Annotated in this window: 19 protein-coding genes; 5 read left to right on the top strand and 14 right to left on the bottom strand. The window is 34.1% G+C overall.

The features are described 5' to 3' along the window. Positions 1 to 27: 27 nt before the first annotated feature. The 10 genes from EV145_RS01890 to EV145_RS01845 all read right to left on the bottom strand — a co-directional run bounded on the left by EV145_RS01890 (position 28) and on the right by EV145_RS01845 (position 14,380). Positions 28 to 2,208: a glycoside hydrolase family 97 protein gene (locus EV145_RS01890; protein ID WP_243739189.1), complete on the bottom strand. Its 2,181-nt coding sequence runs from the start codon at positions 2,206 to 2,208 to the stop codon at positions 28 to 30. Between the two features lie 45 nt (positions 2,209 to 2,253). Further along, positions 2,254 to 3,636: an alpha-amylase family glycosyl hydrolase gene (locus EV145_RS01885; RefSeq protein WP_133523541.1), complete on the bottom strand. Its 1,383-nt coding sequence runs from the start codon at positions 3,634 to 3,636 to the stop codon at positions 2,254 to 2,256. 105 nt (positions 3,637 to 3,741) lie between these two features. Then, positions 3,742 to 4,821, bottom strand: a complete 1,080-nt coding sequence (locus EV145_RS01880) for a SusE domain-containing protein (protein WP_133523540.1) — start codon at positions 4,819 to 4,821, stop codon at positions 3,742 to 3,744. Between the two features lie 14 nt (positions 4,822 to 4,835). Beyond that, complete coding sequence (locus EV145_RS01875; protein ID WP_133523539.1) at positions 4,836 to 6,344, bottom strand: RagB/SusD family nutrient uptake outer membrane protein; 1,509 nt, start codon at positions 6,342 to 6,344, stop codon at positions 4,836 to 4,838. An 8-nt stretch (positions 6,345 to 6,352) separates the two neighbouring features. After that, positions 6,353 to 9,556: a TonB-dependent receptor gene (locus tag EV145_RS01870; RefSeq protein ID WP_243739188.1), complete on the bottom strand. Its 3,204-nt coding sequence runs from the start codon at positions 9,554 to 9,556 to the stop codon at positions 6,353 to 6,355. A 191-nt stretch (positions 9,557 to 9,747) separates the two neighbouring features. Beyond that, positions 9,748 to 10,932, bottom strand: a complete 1,185-nt coding sequence (locus EV145_RS01865) for a FecR family protein (protein ID WP_133523537.1) — start codon at positions 10,930 to 10,932, stop codon at positions 9,748 to 9,750. A 280-nt stretch (positions 10,933 to 11,212) separates the two neighbouring features. Further along, positions 11,213 to 11,776 carry an RNA polymerase sigma factor gene (locus tag EV145_RS01860; RefSeq protein ID WP_133523536.1) on the bottom strand — a complete coding sequence of 188 codons (564 nt, stop codon included), beginning with the start codon at positions 11,774 to 11,776 and terminating at the stop codon, positions 11,213 to 11,215. A gap of 396 nt (positions 11,777 to 12,172) precedes the next feature. Continuing rightward, the gene (locus tag EV145_RS01855; RefSeq protein ID WP_008466087.1) at positions 12,173 to 12,829 is read right to left on the bottom strand and encodes a hypothetical protein; all 657 of its coding nucleotides are present in this window, start codon (positions 12,827 to 12,829) and stop codon (positions 12,173 to 12,175) included. A gap of 120 nt (positions 12,830 to 12,949) precedes the next feature. Beyond that, complete coding sequence (locus EV145_RS01850; RefSeq protein ID WP_133523535.1) at positions 12,950 to 13,321, bottom strand: YraN family protein; 372 nt, start codon at positions 13,319 to 13,321, stop codon at positions 12,950 to 12,952. 159 nt (positions 13,322 to 13,480) lie between these two features. Next, entirely contained in the window at positions 13,481 to 14,380 is a 900-nt protein-coding gene (locus tag EV145_RS01845) for an LD-carboxypeptidase (RefSeq protein WP_133523795.1), read from the bottom strand. 213 nt (positions 14,381 to 14,593) lie between these two features. On the opposite strand from EV145_RS01845, the gene EV145_RS01840 reads away from it, so the two are divergent. The 3 genes from EV145_RS01840 to EV145_RS01830 all read left to right on the top strand — a co-directional run bounded on the left by EV145_RS01840 (position 14,594) and on the right by EV145_RS01830 (position 16,778). Next, positions 14,594 to 15,691 (top strand): endonuclease/exonuclease/phosphatase family protein, encoded by a 1,098-nt coding sequence (locus EV145_RS01840; protein WP_133523534.1) that lies wholly within the window; start codon positions 14,594 to 14,596, stop codon positions 15,689 to 15,691. Between the two features lie 105 nt (positions 15,692 to 15,796). Next, entirely contained in the window at positions 15,797 to 16,336 is a 540-nt protein-coding gene (locus EV145_RS01835) for a 3-hydroxyanthranilate 3,4-dioxygenase (RefSeq protein WP_133523533.1), read from the top strand. 130 nt (positions 16,337 to 16,466) lie between these two features. Next, positions 16,467 to 16,778 carry a hypothetical protein gene (locus EV145_RS01830; RefSeq protein ID WP_133523532.1) on the top strand — a complete coding sequence of 104 codons (312 nt, stop codon included), beginning with the start codon at positions 16,467 to 16,469 and terminating at the stop codon, positions 16,776 to 16,778. Between the two features lie 2 nt (positions 16,779 to 16,780). Here EV145_RS01830 and EV145_RS01825 read toward each other — a convergent pair whose 3' ends face one another. Both EV145_RS01825 and EV145_RS01820 read right to left on the bottom strand, forming a co-directional pair. Next, entirely contained in the window at positions 16,781 to 17,071 is a 291-nt protein-coding gene (locus EV145_RS01825) for a type II toxin-antitoxin system RelE/ParE family toxin (protein WP_133523531.1), read from the bottom strand. Between the two features lie 54 nt (positions 17,072 to 17,125). After that, positions 17,126 to 18,082: an MBL fold metallo-hydrolase gene (locus tag EV145_RS01820; protein ID WP_133523530.1), complete on the bottom strand. Its 957-nt coding sequence runs from the start codon at positions 18,080 to 18,082 to the stop codon at positions 17,126 to 17,128. A 182-nt stretch (positions 18,083 to 18,264) separates the two neighbouring features. Here EV145_RS01820 and EV145_RS01815 point away from each other — a divergent pair, with 182 nt between their 5' ends. Next, positions 18,265 to 19,818 (top strand): aldehyde dehydrogenase family protein, encoded by a 1,554-nt coding sequence (locus EV145_RS01815; RefSeq protein ID WP_133523529.1) that lies wholly within the window; start codon positions 18,265 to 18,267, stop codon positions 19,816 to 19,818. A 112-nt stretch (positions 19,819 to 19,930) separates the two neighbouring features. Continuing rightward, the gene (locus EV145_RS01810) at positions 19,931 to 20,674 is read left to right on the top strand and encodes a hypothetical protein (protein WP_133523528.1); all 744 of its coding nucleotides are present in this window, start codon (positions 19,931 to 19,933) and stop codon (positions 20,672 to 20,674) included. A gap of 67 nt (positions 20,675 to 20,741) precedes the next feature. On the opposite strand, the gene EV145_RS01805 is transcribed toward EV145_RS01810, so the two are convergent. Both EV145_RS01805 and EV145_RS01800 read right to left on the bottom strand, forming a co-directional pair. Then, positions 20,742 to 23,588 (bottom strand): T9SS type A sorting domain-containing protein, encoded by a 2,847-nt coding sequence (locus EV145_RS01805; protein WP_133523527.1) that lies wholly within the window; start codon positions 23,586 to 23,588, stop codon positions 20,742 to 20,744. A 567-nt stretch (positions 23,589 to 24,155) separates the two neighbouring features. Further along, on the bottom strand, positions 24,156 to 24,929 hold the full coding sequence (locus EV145_RS01800; RefSeq protein ID WP_133523526.1) for a Bax inhibitor-1/YccA family protein: 774 nt from the start codon (positions 24,927 to 24,929) through the stop codon (positions 24,156 to 24,158). Positions 24,930 to 25,071: the final 142 nt, after the last annotated feature.

Raw genomic sequence — 25,071 nt, 5'->3', positions numbered from 1 at the left:
TTACTTACTACCTAATTAACCAAGTTTTTATAACTTTTTCAATCCTTTCAGCTCAGAAGCATTTCCTTCCTTAACGCTGATGGCAACACCTCCGCCTGGAGCCAAGTATTGTTTCAATTTGCTTTTTGAGTTTACAATAACTTTGGTAACCGTATATTTCTGCGGATTTTGATTCCAATTAGCATCTTTAGCATCAGCATAAATTGTTGCGATGAAGTTTTTTCCTGCTGGCAAATAATCAAATGAAATGTTGGCTGTTCTTGCATTTTCATCCGTAATACCGCCAATAAACCATTCGTTTTTGCCTTTTGCTTTACGGGCAATTGTAATGTAATCTCCTGGTTCAGCTTCTAAAATATAACTGTTGTCCCAATCGACAGCCACATCTTTTATGAACTGAAAAGCATCTGGAAAACGCTCGTAATTTCCAGGAATATCAGCTGCCATTTGCAACGGACTGTACATGGTTACATAATAAGCCAATTGTTTTACCAAAGTTGTATTTACGCGCTGTGTACTTCCGGTTCCGTAATACGAAAGATCGGTTTGGAAAATCCCCGGAGTATAATCCATTGGGCCTCCCATTAAACGTGTAAAAGGCAAAATAGTAGTATGATCCGGTGCTAAACCTCCCATAGATTCAAACTCGGTTCCACGCGCAGATTCCTGAGCAATCCAGTTTGGAAAAGTTCTATTTAAACCTGTTGGTCGAACCGCTTCGTGACTGTCAATCATAATTTTATAATCGGCGGCACGTTTTGCTACGTTAATGTAATGATTCACCATCCATTGCCCGTCGTGATGTTCACCACGCGGAATAATTTTACCTACATATCCTGTTTTTACAGCGTCATAGCCGTTGTCGTTCATAAACTGAAAAGCACGGTCTAAACGTCTTTCATAATTAGTTGCAGATCCTGAAGTTTCATGATGCATGATAATTTTTACACCTTTTGAAGCCGCATATTCATGAACTGCTTTAACATCAAAATCGGGATAAGCGGTTACGTAATCAAAAACTTCTTCTTTCCAGTTTCCAATCCAGTCTTCCCAACCAATGTTCCAGCCTTCGATTAAGATTGCATCGAAACCATTTTTAGAAGCAAAGTCAATATATTCTTTTGCCCTTTCTGTTGTAGCTCCGTGTTTCCCGTTGGGCGTTAACTTAGAGAAATCATCAGTTAATTTTACATTATTTTCTTTTCCAAAAGCCCAAGTGCTTCTTCCCGCAACAAAATATTCCCACCAAATTCCGATGAATTTTACCGGTTTAATCCAAGAAACATCTTTATAACTTGTCGGTTCGTTGAGGTTCAAGATTAATTTTGAAGCCAAAATATCAGTCGCTTTATCACTAACGACAATAGTTCTCCAAGGCGATTGTGCATCCGTCTGCATATAGCCTTTTGCACCCACTGCGTCTGGCGCTAAATGACTGCGCATTTTGTTGTTCACGGCATCAACTTCAAGATACATTGCCGGATAATTGATTAATCCAGCTTCGTGAATGTTGATGTATAAACCATCATCAGATTTCATCATAGATGGCGTTTGAACAGCAAGTTCTTTTATTGGCCACTGCGAATTAATTTCGATAGTCGCTTTTTTCATCAACGAAGGAATTTCTGAAATTTTAGAGGTGGTGTACGCGTATTCATTCGTATCATAATCTCCCGGAATCCAGAAAATTTTATGATTTCCAGCCAAATTAAATTCAGAACGTTCTTCTTTAATAACAAAATAACTCAGATCATTTTGTTTCGGAAATTCATATCGAAATCCTAATCCGTCGTTGAATAAACGAAAACGGATTCGGATAAATCGGTTGTTGTTTTTAGCTTGCGCTAAAGTGACAACCAATTCGTTATAATGATTACGAATCGTTTTTTCTTCTCCTAAAACTGGATTCCAATTTTCATCAACGGAAGATTGTGCTGTATTTGTAACCGTAAAACCATCCATAAACGAGGCCATATTTTGAAGTTCTAAACCTAAAGAACTTGGTTTTATGACCGGTTTTTGTTTGTATGTTAATTGATAAGAAGGAACACCGCCTTCTTTTAATTCAAATTTTAAAGAAAGGTTTTTGTCTGGCGAAGTTATTTCCTGCGCCTGAATCCATAAGGAATTCAAACATACAAAAAGTAAAAGCGCTAATTTTTTGCCCAAACGAATTTGAAGCGGCATTTTTTGGGATTGAAAATTCATGTTATTTAGTTTTTTGCAAATCTAATTTTAAAAATTGCTTTACTATTAGTTTTTTAAGACTAAATATTGAAAAGGTTGTAGTGTTAAGTCTGCACCAACAGTTACTGAAGTTCCAGTAAAAGCATCTTTCCATGTTCCTTTTAAAGTTGATGGGATAAGATGTTTCACGGTTGAACTGGTTAAATTAGAAAGAACAAAAACTTTTTCAGCATCTTTTACCATAGTAAAAGCACTTACGGCGTCACTGCTGTAACCAGTAAATTCGCCTGTTTTAACTGCATTGCTTGTGTTTCTAAAAGCGATAATTTTTTTGTATTCGGCAAGCATTGAAGCATCTGCTGTAGACCAGTCGATTGGCGTTTTTGCAAAATAATTTAATCTTTTGTCATAACCAATTTCCTGACCGTTGTAAATCATTGGAACAGATTTTAAATAGGCAGCTACAACAAATGTTGCCAAAGATCCCTTTTTGCCTCCAAAAAGTTCTAGTGGCGTTCCCTCAGAAAGGTTTACGTCGTGATTGCTGGTGTATCTTACAATTCGGTTTTCAGTGTTGTAATTGTTGGCATATTCTGTAGCATTCGAATCCTGAATTGTAGTTGCAGGTTTACCATCTTTAAAAACTTGCTCTAAAGTGCTGAAGAAATTAAAACCAAAAGTATAGTCAAAACCTTCTGCAAAATGGTTTACTTTAGAACCTTCTGCCAACATTAAAATGGTCTGATTTTTTTTGATTTTTCTCAATTTAGTTATCGCTTCTGACCAAAAAGTTTGCGGAACAGGATCAGCATAATCGCATCTGAAACCGTCAATGTTTGCATTGTAAACCCAGTAAGACATTGCGTCGATCATTGCACTTTTCATTTCGGTATTGTTGAAATTTAACTGCGCTACATCATTGTAATTTGTTCCAGGAGGAATAATAATGTTTCCGTTTGCATCTTGCTGATACCAATTTTTATGATCTGTGATCCAGGCGTTGTCCCAAGAAGTATGATTGGCAACCCAGTCCAAAATAACGGCCATGTTTTTTTTGTGCGCTTCTTCAACTAAGGTCTGAAGATCTTGCAGTGTTCCAAAATCAGGATTTACAGCTTTATAGTCTTTTACCGAATATGGCGACCCCAGTTCTCCAGAAGCTTTTACTTTTCCAACAGGATAAATAGGCATCAAATAAATAACATTTGCACCCAATTCCTGAATTTGCGTTAGTCGGTCCTGAACGCCTTTTAATGTTCCAGCCTGGCTAAAAGCACGAATATTTACTTGATAAATTACAGCATCTTCTTTTTTAGGCATTTTTTCAAAAGACGCTCCATATTGCGTATATGGAGAATCTGGAGTTCCGCTGTCATCATCCGAAGAACTGCAGGAAATAAATGCTATCGATAGCAGAAATATATAAACGAGTTTTATATTAAATTTCATATTTTTTCAATTTAGTTTAATAAATCCAGAGTTTAAGATAGCCTGCCTTTCGCTCAAAAAAGGCAGGTATCACTCAAACTAATCTAGCTTTATTACAATGTTAGATTATTTTTTAACGATCGTACAAGTTGCAGTTGCAGGATAACCTGTACTTGCTGGATCTACTTCGTTTATTGTAAAAGTTACTTCATATTTTCCGGCTTCACCAATAGTATAAGCACCTCCATTATCCAGATTAACTGTATTTGTACCAGGATTTGCTGGGCCATAATTAATTGTCCATGCATCATTAAGCCTGAATTTTAAAGCACCAGGAACTAAATCGGCAGTGATTTTCCAAGATTTTTTCTGATGATCGTAACTCATAATTGTACTTTTATCCCAGCCTCCAGAAGTTGCTGTTCCAATAATTCCCCAAGCATAAGGAGTCTGCGACCATTTTAAAGTATTTAGATTTACCTTAATTTGATACGAACCCGCACCCGGAAGTGTAAAGTCAGTATCACTCATGTTTTTTAAGTCATTATTCGTTTCTCCAGCGCCATAAAATTGTGCCCAGTTTCTAGCTGTATTCAATTTGAATCCAGGACCAGCTCCAACATCAACAGTCATATAACCCTGATAAACACCTTTTTGAATAGCAGTCAAAGCAGCAGCAGTTTCAATGCCCCATCCTTGATAACTTCCTGGCATATAAATTTCGCCAAAAACTACGCTTTTTTCATATGGAGTAATTGTTAAAGTAATAGGATTTGAGTATACTTTACGATCCATTGTAGCTTCTACACGAACTACTAATTTTCCTTCAACATTTGGCAGAAGTCCTAAATCGACAGCGATTTTATTTAAATCTCTGCCAATAAATGTTTTGCTTAAAACATCGGCACCAGCTTCAACTCTTTTGGCTTTTGACCATGCATTAGCACCACTTGTGTCGCCAATTAAATCGAATTGTATAGCATAAGTAACAGGAGCTTCAATTGGAAAAGTAACTTCGGGCCAAGAAACAAGCAATACCTGATCGTCTGCCGTGTCTTCTGTCAGCACTAATTTAGTTGATGAGACAGTAATTTCAGAAGGAAAACTAACAGCTTTTAAGGTTGTTAATTCTGCCTCACTGTCACAGGAAGTACCTAAAAAAAGCAAACTCCCTAATAGAAATATTTTATTGATATATTTTTTCATGATCGTTTTGTTTTTTAGTAGCCAGGGTTTTGTTTAAGTCCACGATTTGCATCTAAAGCAGCAGTTGGAATTGGGAACAATTTTCTGAAAGCAGGAGATGCAGGTCTGAATTCGTTTGCCAATAAAAATTTGTCAAAACGAATCATGTCTTGTCTTCTGTGTCCTTCCCAGTTTAATTCGTATCCTCTTTCATTGTAGATATCATCAAGAGTTGGATTTGCTGCCAAGGCACTCAATCCCGCACGCAGTCTGATTTGATCAATAAAAGGTTTTGCTGCCCCAGGATTTCCTAATCGTGCATTACACTCTGCCATCATTAAAATAACATCTGCATATCTGAAAATTGGAAAATCGTTTGAAGCTCCTCCACCCGTTCTAGGTGTTGCCGGATAAAATTTTACATTTCGAACACCAGCCTGAGGATCTGCTCCCGGGTTATCTAAAGAGGCAACATCTAGCGTGTAATTGAAACCGCCCTGCTGTTCGCCAAATAAAAATTGCTTTCTTCGGATATCATTTTCATCATACTTCAGGAAGAATTCTTTTGGAACAATTGTACCGTTCCATCCGCTGAAACCAAATAAAGCCTGTGCATGTGGTCCGTATAAACTGCGTACTGCATAAACGTTGCGCGACACAACATCTACAGTTGCGTAAATTGGCAAAATCGTTTCGTCTTCAGGAAGAACATCTCCAAATAATTCATAATATCTGTTTCCTAAAGGACTTGAAGCATTTGATGCTCCAGAGTGAAGTGTAAATCCGCCCTCAGCAACTTTATTGCAGGCTGCTAAACATTCATTCCATTTTGCAGTTCCAGTGTAAACCTGAGCATTTAAATATACTTTTGCTAATAAAGTATAACCAGCCCATTTATTGAATCTTCCGTAGTAATTTCCACCTCTTGTACCAGAAAGCAATTCTACATTTTCTGTCAATTCTTTTACGATAAAATCATAAACGGTTTTACGGCTTGCCTGCGGAATTTTGTCAACTGTAATGTTGTTCTCCGTATAGAAAGGAACATCTCCATAATCATCAATCAATAAATAATAAAAGAAAGCTCTTAGTACTTTTGCTTCAGCAATTTTTGAAGTTTCAGCATTTGATTTCTGTAATAAATCTACTGCTAGATTGGCGTTGAAAATAGATTTGTACAGCCAGTTCCAAGTATTGTTGATGATGAAATCCGTTGGCAGCCATTCGTGTTTGTGCAGACGTGCAAAATCCTGTTGCCAGTCACCTGTATTTCTATGCGGAATAACCTGTTCGTCTGATGCCATACAGTTCATATCGTACCAGCCATTGTCTGCTCCGGCATAACCTACGCCTGGAACATTTTCACGCACAAAATCGCCGGGAATTTGGGCATAAACGCTGGCAAGTGCGATATTTGCTCCTTCAGGAGTACCGTAAAATTCGTCTGCAGGATATTTATCGTACACATTTTCCTCGATATCTGTACAGCTAAAAAGTGTCAGAAAACATAAGCTTCCTGTTATCAATATATTTTTAATTTTCATTTCTTTTACTATTTAAATTTAACAGTCAAACCAAACGCCACACTTCTTGTACGAGGATAAATTCCTCTATCTCCTCCAAAGGTGTCACCACTACCGCTTATATTTAATTCCGGATCAATACCTGAATAATCCGTAATTAGGAATAAGTTGTTTCCTGTAAGTGAAAGTCTAATAGTATCAATATATTTATCTGTAAAACGGAAGCTGTATCCCGCTGTAAGATTTTCTAAACGAACAAATGAGCCGTCTTCAAGCCATAAATCTGAGCCATATGGAGAGGTGTAAATTCCTTCTTCAACAGCACTGGCCAAAACATTCGATTTACCAATATTTTCTAATCTACTTAAGTTTGAACGCAATCCATTGTAGATTTTATTTCCTCCTGAACCTCTTATTAACATAGAAGCATCGAAGTTTTTGTATCTATAAGAAGGGTTAAATGCAAAAGTATAAGTTGGTAAAGCTGAACCTGCATAATAACGGTCTGGGCTTTTAACTCCTTGATCAATAAGACCATTTCCGTCACGATCCAAAACTGTTTCAACATTATTTTCGTTTTTGCCTGTGTGCTCAAGAATATAAAAAGCTCCAATTGGTTTTCCTTTTACTAAGTAAGAGTTTGCTGCTCCCCAGCCAACATAATCCGTATTTAAAGGAACACCATTAATGCTTCCGCTTAAATTAAGCACTTCGTTTTTCATTAATGAAACGTTTCCTGCTAAAGTAAGCGTGCTGTTTTGTGTTTTAATGACATCATAAGCTAAAGCAACTTCAAGACCTTTGTTTGAAATACTTCCCACATTTGCCATAATCGTATTGTACGGATATGGAGGCTGAGGTACGGTATAATTAAATAATAAATTCTCTGTTTTTGATGTATAAACATCAAAAGTTCCTCTAAGTCTGTTGTCTAAAAGCGCGAAGTCAAGACCAATATTAGTTTGTTTTTTAGTTTCCCAGCGTAAATCAGCGTTAGCATTTTGACTAATGTTGAAATTAGTAATTGGTGAACCTCCAAAATAAGTTGTTCCTGCGCTGTTTACCAATGACAATGAGTTTTGCGGACCAAGACCTTGCTGATTTCCAGTTACTCCATAACCAACTCTTAATTTAAGTTCGTTGAATAACTTTTGATTTTCCATGAAAGATTCTTTGTTGATTTGCCAAGCCACAGATGCAGAAGGGAAATTTCCCCACTTATTGTTTGCTCCAAAAACAGAAGAACCATCACGTCTGATACTTCCTGTAAATAAATAACGATCTAATAAGCTATAGTTTACACGTGCTAAATAGGAAACTAAAGTTCTGTCATTTTTATAAGACTGCAAGTCGCCAGAAGTTGCTTTAGAAATATCTCCAAACTGAAGCGCATTGTACGTCGTTTTATCATTTATAAAACCTTTCGCCTGAGCATAATTTCCTTGATAAGTCTGGCTTTGCCATTCGTATAAAGCCAATGCATTAATGCTGTGTATACCAAAAGTCTTTTTATAAGTAAGACTTAAATTGGTTAACTTTTCGTTTTGTCTTCTGTCCCAGATATTAGCATAACCTTTTTGATCAATTGCGTATGCATTAGTTGATTCGGCAGGAAGGAAATAACCGTCAGTCTGACTTGTTTTTCTCCAGCTTCCAAACCAGCTTCCTGTTAAATCTTTAGTAAAATCCAAATCAGCTTTTAAGCTTCCAAAAAGATTATCAAGCTGTCTTTCATTTACAACTGTTTGTGCTGCTGCATAAGGGTTTAAATATTGAAAAACATTTGAATCTGTAAAATAAGTTTCATCAGTATTAAAAACAGGATCTGTTGGTCGTACTAAATATGCATTTGTAATTAGATTTGACATATAAGCAGCGGTTCCAATATCTTGAATTGTGCTGTTAGTGTCTGTTACGCCACTATTTAAGTTAAATGTCAATTTTAATTTATCGTCCAAAGCCAATTGAGTTGCCTGAACGCGTCCAATATATTTTTTATAATTGGTATTGATTACAACACCATCTTGTAAAATTGCTGTTACAGAGGCTCTGTAATTGAATTTATCTGTTCCTCCACCAAAAGACAAAGTGTGAGTTTGTGTAATTCCCGTTTGAGTCAAAATACCATACCAGTCTGTATTTGAACCATGATTAGCAGATGCTGGAACACCTACACTTTGTGCGGTCGCCCACCATTCATCAGCATTTAGCATGTCTAATTTCTTCGGAATAAAATCTATAGAAGTAGATCCAATGTATTCCATTGTCGTTTTTCCGGCTTTGCTTTTTTTAGTAGTAACGATGATTACACCAGGCGCACCTCTTGAACCGTAAACTGCAGTTGCCGAAGCATCTTTTAAAATATCTATAGTTTCAATTTCTGTTGGCGGCACTTGATTCAATAAATCTAAATTTCCCTGAATTCCATCAACTACAACTAATGGATCACTTCCTCCAATTAATGAAGTTATACCTCGAATACGAACGCTTGGCCCTGAACCTGGCTCACTTCCAATTTGATTGATGTTAACTCCAGCTGCTTTACCTGAAATTAACTGCAACGGATTTACAATTGCACCTTGATTCATGTCTTTTGCTGCTATTGAAGAAACCGCTCCAGTTACATCTTTTTTAGCTGTAGTTCCATAACCAACAACTACAATTTCTTGAAGATCAGTAGCATCTGGAACAAGCTGAATATTTATTACACTTTGATTAGCGATTACTTTTTTCTCTTTATATCCAATAAATGATACGATTATAACAGATTGTGAACTTTCAACAGTAAGTTTGTATTTTCCGTCAAAATCAGTTACCATACCATTTTTTGTTCCTTCTTCAATAACTGAAGCTCCTGGAAGAGGCAGGCCGTTTTCATCGGTAATTACGCCGGATATAGTTTGCTTTTGGAACTGAATAATTTCAGTTTTAAGTTCCGGTTTTTTTAAGATAATCTGAGTATCGCGAATTTTAAATTCGGTTGGAGTTCCCTTAAATAGCTTATCTAGAACGACATAAATCGATTGGTCTTTTACATTAATTGAAATCGTTCGATCTAGATCGATGTCATTCAGTTTGTAAATAAACCTGAAATCTGTTTTTTGTTCTATGGTCTCAATAACCTTTTCGATGGTTGAATTGTTTAATTCCAGCGTTACTTTTGTCTTTTGGGCATAAGTATTTGCTCTGATATTGAACATGGCGACCAAAATAAGTAGTGTAGTTAGTTTCAATTTTAGGTCATTTTGGAACACTCGGTATAAAAACCCAGTATTCTTTGATTTTTTTTTCATAATTTTGTTAATTGATTGTAGTTAATTCGTTATATTCAATCACTTAGTTAATCGGAAATTGTTCGCAGCTCTTTCCGATTTTTTTATTCCCGTAAGTTAGTTCCTCATAAGTTTTTAGTTGGTTTTAGTGGTTATTTAATTAGTATTTGATTGTCTTTTATAGTGTAATGAATGCCGTGAATATCATTGAAATAGCTCATAACATTTTCAATAGATTCTTCTTTAAAGCTGGCATTGAATTTTTCGTTTGCTAATTTTTCATTTTTGTTTACAATTGTAACATTATAGCGTCTTTCTAGTTTTGTAATAATATTTTTAAAAGACATATTTCTAAACGTTAAACCACCATTTATCCACGAAGTGTAGATGTCGGTAATTACTGGTTTCGTCGAAATTTTAGCATTTTCTTTATTGAAACTTCCTTTAAATCCAGGTTTCAAAATAGTGTTTTTAAATGCATCAAATTCTTCATTTGAATTGTACATTCCAACTGAACCTTCAACTAACACAACATCAGTTAAAGCATCTTCGGGATAATTTGAAACGTTGAAATGCGTTCCTAAAACACGAACATTCAAATTGTCAGCATTAACAATAAAAGGATGTTTTTTGTCTTTGGCAACATCAAAAAAAGCTTCACCGTCAAGAAACACTTGTCTGTTTTCGCCAGCAATAAATTTTATAGGATATTTTAAAGTTGTTCCCGAGTTTAAGTGAACAAACGTTCCGTCTGATAATTGAAGACGGAATTTTTTGCCGTAAGGAATTTTGATTGTATTGTAAACTAATCTTTCAGGATCTGAACTGTTTTCATAAACTAATTTATCCCCATTTTGATTTCCAACAATATTGCCTTTTGCGTCTTTTACGATCGATGAATTTTTTTCAGAAATTACCTGAATATCTCCATTCTCTAATTGCAGAACAATATCATTGCTTTTAAAATCAAATTCTTTTGCAGCAGATTTAGTTGAAAGACTTTGTTTGTAGAAAAAGCCAATTCCTAATAAAACAATTACCGAAGCTGCAATCGAAATGTATTTTCTATAGTTTGATTTTGTTGTTGGCATTTCAATCACAGATTCCTCTTTTTCTTCTCTCGAAGCGGATAAAATATTCATGAAAATATCATCAGCAGTTTGTTTGTCCATTTTAGGCATTTCCGAAAGTAAATTTTGGATATCTTCTACCGTCGGAAAATCATCTGTAAGCTGATTTTTTTTATAATAGGCAATTACCTCGTTTGTTTCTTCGAGTGTACATTGGTTCAAAACAAACTTTTGTAAAAGGCCTTTTATTTCAGAATTTGAATTCATTACGAATTGTTTTTAAGTCGGGGTTCTGATATAATACAGCTGAATTAAAGTTGAGTACTACTCAAACGTTGTAAATTTTTAAGTTTTAACATTTACACAAAGCGAAAAAACTCGGGAAGTATTGATTTTATTGATATTTTGTAGCAGAGTTTTTTTTGTTTTTTTTCAAAAATCTTAGTTTTTCTCATTTCTGATAAGATTGGCGTAAGTTTTAATTTGCGGTTAAAACAAAAAAAAATCACCCGAGAAAGGTGATTTTAATGGTTTGTGGTTTTTTGGTTTAGATAATCTCATCATGAACTTGAAAAAAGACTCGCATGGATTCCAGTGCTTTGCTCATTTGGTTCTTGACAGTACTTATAGAGATGCCGAGTTCCTGACTTATTTCTTCGTAACTCATGCCTTTCTTTCGGGACATTTTAAAAATTTGCTTTCGCTTGGGGGGTAATTGTTTTATAGCTTGTTTGCGAAGTTTTTTACAATCTTCTTCGCGAATCGAATAATCGCCATATTCATGCGATTTTTGGCTTTCATAAAAAACTGCTTCCTTTAAAACCTTATCATTTGCTGCTTTATTAAGCGTATTGAAAGCCTGATTTCTAGCAATAGTAAAAATAAAAGCTTTAAAAGACTGCTCCAGATTTAGGTTTTCGCGATGCTGCCACACTTTCATAAAAACATCCTGAACATTTTCTTCGGCAGCTTCTTTCGATTTTAACAGACTTATACTGTAGCCATAGATATCCTGATAATACAAATCAAAAAGGGAACGAAATGCTTTTTCGCTGCCATTTTTGAGTTCGCTTACCAATAATTTGTCACTATGATCTGTGGCTTCCAACATTAAATTAATTAGTTTGTATTTAAATCTAATTATATTGCGATACTATCAAAATCGATACTCTAATATGTTGAGTGGTTAGCAAATATATAAAAATATTATTCTCATATAAAAGTCGAAAATTACACTTATTTCTCTTTTTTTTAATTTATGATCCTTAAAATCTCAGTAAATACGGATGTAAAATGCTTTTTATCAAGTTGATAACTTTTTGGCAGAAATTTTAAAAATTAACTATTCTCAATTTTTATTTTTGAGAATATTCTTATTGTATAACAAATGAATTGCAGATTTTTCAATTAAGCTTAATAAAAAAATCCTTTTGTCTTTTTTAATAAAAAGCAAAAGGATTTTATAAATTGAATATTAATAAGATTTAAAAAATTAAATTTTATTTCATTAGTTTTTCAAGTCTTTAATTACTTTAAAAGCAACATCAACTTGATCTTCTCCCACTAAAATTGTAAATTCATTTGAAGTCGAAATTACCTCGTTTATAATAATTCCTTCCCAAGCCAAACGCTGGAAAATGAAATAATAAATTCCAGGAACTACAATATTTTCTTTTGGAAGTTTTACAGTAATTGAAGCTAAATTATCTAATTTCTGAATTAGTTTTTCGCGCATAAAGTGTTTTTCAACTAAATGATTAACACTGCTGCTCACTACAATATTGGTTTCGTTTACCCCACGTGATGAGGTATAAAAAATATCAGATAAAGCATTAATATCAGAAATCAAATCGGCTTGTTTGTTTAAAACAGTTTCAGACGCCGCAAAAGTGTAATCCGTCAATTCAGAACGAACGGTAATTTCACCAATATTCTTAATTACTTTATTAATTTTATGATTTAATTTGAAATCTAATTCTTCAGTCAGTCTTTTTAGAGACATTACAACAGCACCTTGTTTTACCTCTTTGCCAAATTCACTTTCCAGCTCGGTCATAATGTTCCGAGATAGAGAAGTTAGATTGATAATTCCGAGCGATAATGCATTCAATAAAAATGGTTTTGTTTTAATGTAATTTTCGACGATTGATGAAACGGTTTTCATATTTTTTTTTCTTTTTTTTTTGTAACTTAATTGTGTTGGTTTAGTTAATTTGATGTTATAAATCTTGACAAAGATAAATAAAAAAACAAATTGTTACAATTATAACAATAAAAAAATATGTTAAAAATGATAAAAAGCATCAGTAATATGCTCAATTGCAAATGTTTCCTCGGTTTTATGGATTGCAATTATATCAAAACGAATATTTAAATCATCATTAAAATCCTTTTCCCTATCGTTTATGTAGGCATTTACTGCTTTTATGAGCAACTGGATCTTTTTTTGTTTAACGAAATCTTGTGGAGAACCAAAATCCAAACTCGATCTTGTCTTAACTTCGACGATGGCCAAAATAGAATCTTTTTGTGCAATAATATCTATTTCGGCTTTTTGAAAAGTCCAATTTCGATCTAAAATTTTATAGTCGTTTTGTTGAAGAAATTCCACTGCAAGTTCTTCTCCTTTTTTTCCGAGTTCATTATGTTCTGCCATAGTTTTGTTTTTAGTTTCAGGTTTTAGGTTTCAAGTTTCAAGTTTTAGGTTTTTTGCACGCAAAGACGCGAAGTCGCAAAGCATAATTCAAACTTTGCGACTTCGCGTCTTTGCGAGATTTTTTATGTGTGGTATTTTTTCTTGCCTTAAGAAATACTGTTATTTCTGAAACGTAACGGTGCTTCCGGATGCATTCACATTAATAGAAATTGTATTCCCCATAATTAAAGCACGATTGTCTTGAACGTGTCCTGCCGGGAAATTAAAGATAACCGGGATATTATATTTTTTAGTAACATCATCAATGATTTCTAATGCATTTTTACCCCAAGGCACTTCATTATCCTTCATTTTGGTCATACCGCCAATAAGGATTCCTTTTAAGTTTTCAATACAGCCATTGCGTCTTAAATTCATCATCATACGATCAATATGATACAGATATTCATCTAAATCTTCAATAAATAAGATTTTATCTTTACAGTCAATGGCCGAAGGAGAACCTAACAAACTATATAAAATAGAAAGATTTCCGCCAACTAATTCGCCGGTTGCTTTACCAAAACGATTCATTTTATCAGGACCAATAGAGTAGGAAATAGGTTCGCCAAACAAACTCGATTTCATAGAACTAACCGCCGCCGGAGTCGCACGCGGAATCGTCACGGGCATAATACCATGAATTGATTTATAGCCCATTGTGTTTAAATGATTGTGCAAAACCGTAACATCGCTAAACCCAATAACCCATTTTGGATGTTGCTTGAATTTGGTAAAATCTAGTAAATCTAACATTCTTACAGTTCCATATCCACCGCGTACACACCAAATTGCTTTAATATTCGGATTGTCTAATTGTTTTTGAAAATCGGCTGCACGCTGTTCATCTGTTCCCGCCAGCTGATGGTAATCAAGACCAATTGTACTTCCAACAACGGCTTCTAATCCCCAGCTGTGAAGTAAATCAATAGTTGGTTTTAAATTATCATCGATATTTTTTCTGGCAGTTGCTAAAAGAGCTACAGTATCTCCTTTTTGTAAATAAGGCGGTGTTATCATGATTTGTTGAGATTGACAGTTGATTGTTTGTAAAGCAAAAGTAAGAAATGCGATTTTACAAAAGCCAAAATGCTTCTTGATATTAAAAGGGTTATTCATAGTTTCTTTTGCTGTTTAATATTAGTAAGAGGCAATTTTCATATTCAAAAACGCAATAAAATTACCTAATTTTCTTACAATTTATTTAAATTGGTCGTTTAAATTTTTAAAGTTATGCAAATTATTAAATTTCATTTTTGTTTGGTTGCTTTTTTTGGATTTTCTATTACAATTGCACAATCTAAAAAGTACGTTATTCATACGGTTGCTTTTTACAATTTTGAAAATCTTTTTGATACAATTGATGATCCAAATACGAATGATGACGAGTGGACCCCCGGAGGAGCACAGCACTGGACGAAAGAAAAGTATGAGCAAAAATTGAAAAACCTTTCAAGAGTTATTTCAGAAATTGGAACTCCAGAAAATTCAAATTCACCGACTTTAATTGGCTGTGCCGAAATTGAAAACAGAGGCGTCCTCGAAGATCTAATAAAACAGGAAAAAATAGCTGGTTACGATTACGGAATTATCCATTTTGATTCACCCGATCAACGCGGAATTGACGTAGCGCTTTTATATCAGAAGAAATATTTCAGGCCGACTTCTTATTCTAATATCCCATTATTGATCTATAAGAATAAGCCCGTTCTTGAGGAAAATAGCAATGAAGATTTGGGAGATGTTGAAATCAAGATTGATGCTAAAAACCGTGTTTTTACGAGAGATCAGCTTTTAGTGACTGGTTTTTTAGATGATGAAGAGATTCATGTAATTATTAATCACTGGCCTTCGAGATCGGGAGGAGAAAAAGCCAGCAGTCCCTATCGTGAAGCGGCTGGAAAACTAAACAGAAAAATAATTGATTCTTTACAGCAAATAAATCCAAAGGCAAAAGTGATAACAATGGGTGATTTAAACGATGGACCTTTTAATAAAAGTGTCAAAATCGCTTTGGGAGCAAAATCAAAAAAGGTTGAAGTTCCAGAATTTGGTGTTTACAATCCATTTGAAGAAATGGCAGGAAAAGGAATGGGAACTTTAGCTTTTCGTGATTCTTGGGATATTTTTGACCAAATTATAATGACGAAATCTTTTATCGAACCTGATTATTCAAGTTATGAATTTTGGAAAGCAGGGATTTTTAACAAACCGTATTTAATTCAAACTTCGGGAAAATATAAAGGATATCCGTTAAGAAATTCGTTGACCGAAGCAGGTTTTAGTGATCATTTTCCGGTTTATGTTTATCTCATACGTGAGAAATTGTAGAGACGCACAGCAGTGCGTCTAGGTTGCCATGATCAAAATCGATAAGACGCACTGCTGTGCGTCTCTACAAATTCGTTACCTTAGCTTTTCATAAATTCTGAAAAAATGGCTATAGCAAAACCATTCAATCTAACAAAATGGATTGAAGAAAACCGACACTTACTAAAACCACCAGTTGGAAATAAAAATCTATATGTAGATTCAGGCGATTATATTGTAATGATTGTTGCTGGACCAAACGCAAGAAAAGATTATCATTATAACGAAACCGAAGAACTTTTTTATCAATTAGAAGGAAGTATAAAAGTAGTCATTCAAGAAGATGGCGAACGCAGAGAAATGGAATTAAATGCTGGAGATATGTATTTGCATCCGGCTAAAATTCCGCATTCTCCTGTTCGTTCCGAGGGTTCAATTGGATTGGTTATTGAGCGCAAACGTGCCGGAAAAGGATATACTGACGGACTACTTTGGCATTGCGATAATTGCAATCACAAACTTTATGAAGTGTATTTTGAACTGCATAATATAGAGAAAGATTTTCTTCCTCATTTTGAACATTTTTACAATTCAGAAGAATTAAGAACGTGCGATAAATGTGGAACTGTTATGGAGACTGATCCTAGATTTACGGCTAAGAAGTAATTTATTGATTTTAAATATTAAACCCGATAGCTTTTTAAAAGCTGTCGGGTTTATTTTTGTGTTAAAGAAAATTTTTTATATCATTTTTGATATATATTTGTATCATAAATGTTATAAAAAAGTAACAAAAATGATACAAGAAATTATCGCATATAAGAATATACTGGAAAGTATTGAGGGTCTAATCGAAAAATCAGCGTATAAAAAAAATTATATTATTGAAAAAGTCGGTATTTCTAGTCCAACCTTTTATAGGAAATTGAAAACGCAATCATTCACTCCAGATGAGGTATTGTCTATTGCCAAAATTCTTTCGCCAGAAGAAAATTTCATGCTAGATTTAAAAGCTGATATTGAGCAAGGAAAACTTGATTTGAAGAATGGAGATTTTATAACACATGAAGAAATGTTAGCGGAATTAAAAAGTAAAAACCTAATATAAAATTACAAGTCAATTATATTTATTGGTTTTTGACGATTGTTATAAAATGAGATTAATTCCAGATGGTCTTTCTCTGTTTGATAGTATAAAGTGATATGTTTTGAAATAAGTATTTCTCTACATTTCAAGTTTGAATTATATTTTCCAAGCATTGTATTGCTTTCTAATAAATTTAAAATGTGTAAAACATCTTTGATGAATTTTTGAGCTATTAATGGCGACCAAAAATATTCTAAATAATTTTGAATAGTATAAAAGGTATAATTTGCTTTTTTGGACCAAATAATTCTCATTGAATAAAAATTTATTGGCCTAAATTATAAAAAATAACTTACAAATAAAATTTCTTATAATTCAAACTTTTTCCCCTGTTCAGGATAAATAATCTTCAAACCTAAATCATTTTGACTTTTTAGTTGCTCTTTAATTTTTGTAATATTTTTTGCTGGAGGCTTTAAATGTGTAATAATGATTTTGAAATTATTTAAAGAACCTTTTCCAGCTAAATCTTCTAAAATATGAAGCTCAGTCATTAAATGATTTGGAGTTAAGTGTCCGAATAAAAATTTGTCTGGCTGTTCGTTAGGAAAAGAAACTTCGATAAAAATTCCTTTTAATTTTTTGCTTTGAACCAAAGGCGCAACAGCCGTCCATAAAGCTTTAAGTTTATCGCTTTTTTCAACAGAATCAGGGCCAGTATCACCTAAATATAAAGCATAAGAATCTTCACTTTTAACTAGAAATGCAGTACTTTCAAACGGATTAACGTGACTCAAAGGAAAAGCTTTAACCGTCATTTTTGTATTAGAAATAGGAGTTTCTTCACCTAAATTCAAAGTTTGAAAATGATATTTCTTTAACGGAAAACCCACGCCTTTGTCTCCAAAATTGGCCCAAGTTTGATCGTTGAAATAATGATTTTCCATCATTTCCATACATTTGTCTGTCGCATAAACAGTTTTAGAAGAATCGGCAGGAGAATTTATAATTAATCCCGAAACATGATCTAAATGTGCATGTGAAACTAGATATCCTTTTATATATTTTCTTAAAACTTCGCTAGTTGAAACTTTAAAAACTTTATTTTCAATAGCTTTTTCAATTCCAGCATTAACTGTTCCTGCATCTAGACAAATAAAATCTTTAGTGTTGGCTGGAGCAAGTAAATAAGCTGAAAGATTTTTTTCGTCAATCCCACCTTTTATTCCTAGTGGTACTATCTGAAAGGATGATTTCTCTTTTTGGGAAAATGCATTTGCTGAAATTAATAGTAAGCAAAGCAAAAATCTGCTGAAAATGGACATAATTTTTAGTATTGAATACTGCAAATTTCACTAAATAAATCCAATAAGTAAGACTTCATTTCTGTTAATATTATTTATTAATCTTAAATTTACTCCTCTTTATGAAGACACTTCAATTTGAAATTAATTCTAAAAGAATATCTTTACATAAAAATATAACAATTTTAACTAAAAAAGTTACAATGACAACAATAGCATCACAATTTGGCATGAACGAAGCGCTAGATAAACTTGGCATTAAGCTGGTTAACGACGGAACTTCAACAGGAACAGAAAGTTTTTCTTCGGGAGAGATTTTAGATAGTTTTTCACCTGTTGACGGAAAATTAATTGCATCGGTAAAAACTTCTACTTTAGAAGATTACGAAAAAGTAATGCGTTCAGCGACAGAAGCTTTTAAAACATTCAGATTGATTCCTGCACCGCAACGTGGTGAAATTGTACGTCAGTTTGGAGAAAAATTACGTCAGAATAAAGAAGCTCTAGGAAAATTGGTTTCTTATGAAATGGGAAAATCATTGCAGGAAGGTTATGGTGAAGTTCAGGAAATGATCGATATCTGTGATTTTGCAGTTGGATTATCTCGTCAACTACACGGATTGACAATGCATTCTGAAAGACCGGGTCACCGTATGTATGAGCAATATCATCCGTTAGGAATTGTCGGAATTATTTCGGCATTTAATTTTCCGGTTGCAGTTTGGTCTTGGAATACGGCTCTGGCATGGATTTCTGGAGATGTCTGTGTTTGGAAACCTTCTGAGAAAACGCCTCTTTGTGGCATCGCCTGTCAAAACATAATTGCTCAGGTTATTAAAGAAAATAATCTTCCAGAAGGAATCTCGTGTTTAATAAATGGAGATTATCAAGTAGGTGAGTTATTGACGAAAGATACTCGTATTCCGCTAATTTCAGCTACAGGTTCTACCAGAATGGGTAAGATTGTAGCACAAGCCGTTGCCGGAAGATTAGGAAAATCATTATTAGAGTTAGGAGGAAACAATGCCATTATTGTGACTCCAGATGCCGATATTAAAATGACGGTTATTGGTGCTGTTTTTGGCGCTGTTGGAACGGCTGGACAACGCTGTACTTCAACACGAAGATTGATTATTCACGAAAGTATTTATGATAAGGTAAAAGAAGCACTAGTTGCGGCTTATAAACAATTAAGAATTGGAAATCCGCTTGACGAAAATAATCATGTTGGGCCGCTTATAGACACGCATGCAGTTGAACAATATGCAGTAGCTTTAAATAGAGTAGTTGCCGAAGGTGGAAAAGTTTTGGTTGAAGGCGGTGTGCTTTCTGGCGAAGGTTACGAAAGTGGCTGTTACGTAAAACCTGCCATTGCAGAGGCTGAAAATTCATTTGCAATTGTGCAGCACGAAACTTTTGCTCCGGTTTTATATTTGATTAAATATTCTGGAGATGTCGACAATGCAATTGAGATTCAAAATGGAGTTGCTCAAGGATTGTCTTCTGCAATTATGACAAATAATTTACGTGAAGCCGAAAGATTTTTATCGGTTACGGGTTCTGACTGCGGAATTGCAAACGTAAACATTGGGACTTCTGGTGCTGAAATCGGTGGTGCTTTTGGTGGAGAAAAAGAAACGGGAGGCGGTCGTGAATCTGGATCTGATGCCTGGAAAATTTACATGAGACGTCAAACTAATACCATCAATTATACAACGAATCTTCCTTTGGCACAAGGAATTAAATTTGATTTATAGTTCGTAATAATTTTTAATTTAAGCCGCTTTTTCTATTTGATTTAGGAATAGCGGTTTTTTTAATTGTTAATTCTGTGAGATTTTATTTAAGTTTGAGTAAAAATTTCTAATAATGAAATGTCAAATAATTTTCTTAATTCTTGCAGCAACTATTATAAGCTGCAATAAAAAAACAGATGTAAAAACGGTATCAATACAAAAAGATACTTTATATCAGTCTATTGCTGACGAAACAGAAACAGAAGACGAAGAGATATTTACCGCCCCGGAATTTCCTAAAACAGGAAAAACTGCCGATGATTTTGTGGTAGGATCTTATATAATAAAAATGAAAGCAGAAGGTTTCCTTAATGATGATGGACTTAAGGACGTGGTAATTGCATTGCAAAATGAAAATGATAATGGAGATTCTCGTGCAGTTTTAGTTCTTTTAAAACAAGAAACGGGAGAATATAAACTTCAGGATATTTCTTGGGAAGCTTTAGATCCTGAATATACTGAAACCGGTTATCAAATGTACACATCAGAGGAGATTTTTATAGAGAATAAAATATTGCACATTATGCTTCAAAGCGGTGGAGGACCTTCTGGTACGAGAGAAACATTATATAAGTATGTAAATAATGATTTAGTTCTTATAGAGATGCATACTTTTAATTCCGGAGCTGGTGCTCATTTGTCTAGTGATTACAATTTAATGACAGGAGTGGTTGAACATGAAGTAACAAATACGCTGCGAGATAGCATGCCAAGTGAGCATGAAACCAAAAAATTTCAATTGAAACGGCAGATGTTATTTGCAAAAGACAATCCCAACTCTGTTCTGGAAAATCTTCCAGGATCAGAAAATTTTTAAAGAACAAAAGGCTTCCTATAATGGAAGCCTTTTTAGTTTTGAATTGAGTTAGTTGAGTTTGGTTCGTTTATTTTTTCAGAATAGTTTGATTGATAGAACCGTCATTTGTATAAACTTTTACCAAATAAGTTCCTGGAATTAAATTGCTTAAATCGATACTTTCAGCATCTTTACTACCGCTCTTAACTAATGTACCGGACATATTGTAAACCTGAACTTTTTCTATAGTTTGAGTTGATTTAGAAATATATAAAACATCAGAAACTGGATTTGGGTATAAAAGGACTTTTGAAGTTTTTGGCTCCGCAGCTATTTCAGTTGTTGGTGCCGTTCTTAAAGTGCTGCTTGAATTGTACTGTGTGCTAATGTAAAAGAGATTAGCAACAGAACCTTTTGTAATAGTATGTGAACCTGCTGCAATTGATGCTGTTACAATTCCTGCAGATGCAGTGTAAGAAACATTATCAACTTTAATTGTTCCTGTAAAATTTGAATCAAATACTAAAGTTAATGTTGAAGCGCTTGTTGTTGTATATGAAATAGACGTGCTCGTTTCAATTTTTAAGCGTTTAGTTAAGGTTAGTCCGTTGTATGTTACAGAACCATCTGAAGAATTCATATTTCCGGTAATTGTATAAAATGAACTTGTTTTTCCAGAAGTAGTGAAATTATGAATCTCATCGCCGCTTGGTGTTCCAGTAGTTACGGTAATAGTCCCTGAACCAGTTGCAATTGTCCCTGTTCCTGTGGTTGCAATTGAATACGAAACAGTTGCTGTTGGTGTTCCAGTAATTGTAATTGTTTTTGCAGTTGTATTTTTTACGAAACTTAATCCTGATGCTGGCAAACCAGTTACAGTTGCATCTGTAGCAGTTCCTCCCCAAGTGAATACTATTGAATTTATCGCTGTTCCGCTGGCAACAGTTTGATTATTATTTGTTGTAGAAGTCAAAGTTTGAGTTCCGGCCGCTGTAACTGTTATTGTTCCAGAAGCAGTCGCAGGAGTTCCAGTTCCAATCGTTGCAATCGAGTAGGAAACTGTTGCTGTTGGAGTTCCTGTAATCGTAATTGTTTTTGCAGTTGTATTTTTTACGAAACTTAGTCCTGATGCTGGCAAACCTGTTACAGTTGCATCTGTAGCATCTCCACCCCATGTAAATACAATTGATGCAATTGCAGTTCCGCTTGCAACGGTTTGATTTTGATTGCCTGTCGAAGTCAGTGTTTGCGAACTCGCTGGTGGGTTTCCTTCACCTTGAACAGCAACTAATGTCCCGCTATAGTTTGTCAAAGCCGATTTAAGTGCTGTAATAACAAGAGACGATGTATCGTCGACACTATTATCGAATGTCCATTTTAAATCTCCTCCAGAAATACGCCCGGCGTACTGCGTTACTTTAGTTTTTGCTGTCGCGGGCTGATCGATTACTAGATTTTTAACATATAATGCGGCATCAGTATCAAAGTTATTATATGAATTTGCTCCCGATTTTGATTTGATAGTACTGCTTACATTTTCGCCTCTTGTTGTTGCTACATAGGCATCAAAATCTGTAACAGAACTTATTTTTCCTGAAATATTATACAGCGGATTAGGATCATTATAAGCTACAAAGCGCATATTGTTTGTTCCGTTTGAAGCATCAAATGTATTGTTAAAAGCTTTAATAAATCCGCCGGCCTCGCCAGAAAATGTTCCCATAGTTCCGGCATTATTAACTTGATTGGTTTCATCCCAAATATCAGTTCCTTGCAATGAAGTCAACATCGGATGTTTAGCATTACGGAAATAATTACCTTCTACAAAAAGAGATGATCCCAAAGTTGACCCAGCGCCATATTTGGCATTTCCATCATAATAATTATTGTAAATATGTGCAGAATAATAACGAACACGTGGATGACGGGAATCAGAATGATCAAACCAGTTATGATGATAGGTAATGTATAAACCAGTTGTAGTTCCTTCGCTTAGCCCTAAAAGACTTGCTTTTCCGTTGTCCCAAAAGTGATTATAGGACAAAGTGATATATGTTGAAGATTTGTTGTCCAAGGCGCCATCACCTTTAATTTGATCAGCATCGCTTCCGGCATTTCCGTAAAATAAATCGCAATTGTGAACCCAGATGTGGTCATTGTCTTGTTGCATTCCAACATTATCACCCGCCGTACTATTGCAGTTCATAAATCCAAGATTGCTTACTTCAATATTTGAAGCCGATTTAAGACGAACTCCCCAGCCATTTGCAACTGCATCATTTCCAATTCCTTCTATCGTTACATAACTCGAGGCATTGTTTGCGTTTTCGATTACAACATCGCCACCTTCCATTACAGTCATGTCAGTAATATTTCCAATTAATCTTATAATAAAAGGACGCGTATCTTTTCCTTTTTTAATAGCATACAAAATATTCTGAAGACCAATACAAGGGTTTGCACTTGCTCCAGTAATATTCATCGAAATAGTATTTTTTGTATTCTGCGTTATGTATAGAATTACGGCATTATCTTTTGGAGTTCCGTCTGCTTTATAACCGCCAGGAATTCTTCCGCTTTCAAAAGCAAATCCATTTCGATCGTGTGCAGAAACAGTTAACGCACTGGTTGTTGATCCAGATCCTTCTGTTCCTGAAATTACGGGTTTTACTTTGATTGTGTAAGATCCAGCTTTTAAACCTGGAATATCTGCACGAAAATAATTTCCATAGCTTCTAATAAGCTGATCGTCTATTTTTCTGTCGGTTATTCCTTCACCAGAATAATAAACATTGTAGGTTTGAGCATTGCTCACGGGCTGCCATTTTACAAAAGCAGATTCAAGCCAGCCTGATGCTTCAGTAATTGTGACTTGTTGTGCCCAAATTTGAGCTGTAATAAAAAAAACGAAAACGAAAAGTAGGTTTTTTTTCATAATTGTTCAGGTTAATAAAGTTAGTAATAGTTATTTGTGGTTTTGATTCTCTTTCACAATTATCAATTGTAATCGATTACACAAAAATATATAAATTTTTGATATTCGTAATTAATTGACTTAAAAAAAATGTATTACTTAAAAAATTAAAGTATAATTTAGTTATTATGTAATAAATTGCATTAATTGTAATTTATTACATAATAATTATTTTTTATGCGAAGTCCTATTTTTACTACGTTTTTTCTTTTTACAGATTGAGAATAGTTTGATATGTTCTAAATTTTTGCAGATTTATTAAAATTTAAGTCAGTTTTAATAAAGTAAGAAATAGATTGCTTTTTTATTTAGAATTTTGCTTTAAATAAATAGTTTTGGAGGCGCTTTTTTATTTTTAAAGCGAAAAAAGAGGAAGTAAAATGAACTAAATTATCTTTTTAATGAAGTTTTTGGAGGAGAAAGAAAGAGGAAGGAGAATTTTTGTAAGCTACTAGATGATAGCATAAAAAAAAGGCTTTTTGATTATTTCAAAAAGCCTTTTTTTATGTATTTTAAGAATTGATTTATTTATTTATTGCTAGATAGTTTAGATAACAATCTTAAGAATTCAATATATAACCAAACCAAAGTGATCATTAATCCCATTGCACCAAACCATTCCATGAATTTTGGCATTCTTTGCTGAACACCTTTTTCGATTTGATCAAAGTCTAGAAATAAGTTCAGAGCTGCAATAATTATTACAAAAACACTGATTCCTATACTCATCATTCCATTTCCGTAATGAACAGGAGTGAAATTGAATACTAGAGAAGCTAACCAAGAAAATAAATAATAAGTTGCAATTGCTAAAGTAGCAGCAACAACAACTGATTTAAATTGCTCAGTAACTTTTACAATTTTGAACTTGTATAAACCAAGACATACTAAAAAAGTTACTAATGTTGCACCAACAGCATTTATAACAATTCCTGGAAATCTTAATTCAAATATTGCTGAAATTCCACCAATGAACAAGCCTTCAAAAAAGGCATAACCAGGAGCTAGATATGGAGAAGCTTGAGGTTTGAAAGAGGCAATTACAACTAGAATTAAACCCACTATCGCACCGCCGAACGCAGGTATAATTGGATTCATTCCATTGAACGCCATCCACCAAGTAATCATTGATGCTGCAGTTAATATTAAAAATAAAATAGCTGTTTTATTGATCGTACCTGACAAAGTCATTTCTTGATTGTAGTCAATAATTTGCGCTTCGTGTACTCCTTCAGCTCTTGAAACAGCATTTGATGAAAAACGTTTGCTGCTTAAAAATGGATTATTTGAATTAAAGGCCATAATTTTTATGCTTTTAGTGAACTCAAATATATGGAGTTTTTTTGATGTGAAACAATTTGAGTTAAATTTTTAACATGATTTTTTCTTCTAAATAAAACGGAGTAAAAATAAAAAAACCATCCGTTTGTTCGGATGGTTTTCT

The organism is Flavobacterium sp. 245 (genome assembly GCF_004362055.1).
Taxonomy (GTDB): domain Bacteria; phylum Bacteroidota; class Bacteroidia; order Flavobacteriales; family Flavobacteriaceae; genus Flavobacterium.
Note: the sequence above shows the minus strand (reverse complement) of the source record. Positions and strands in the feature narration are given on the sequence as shown.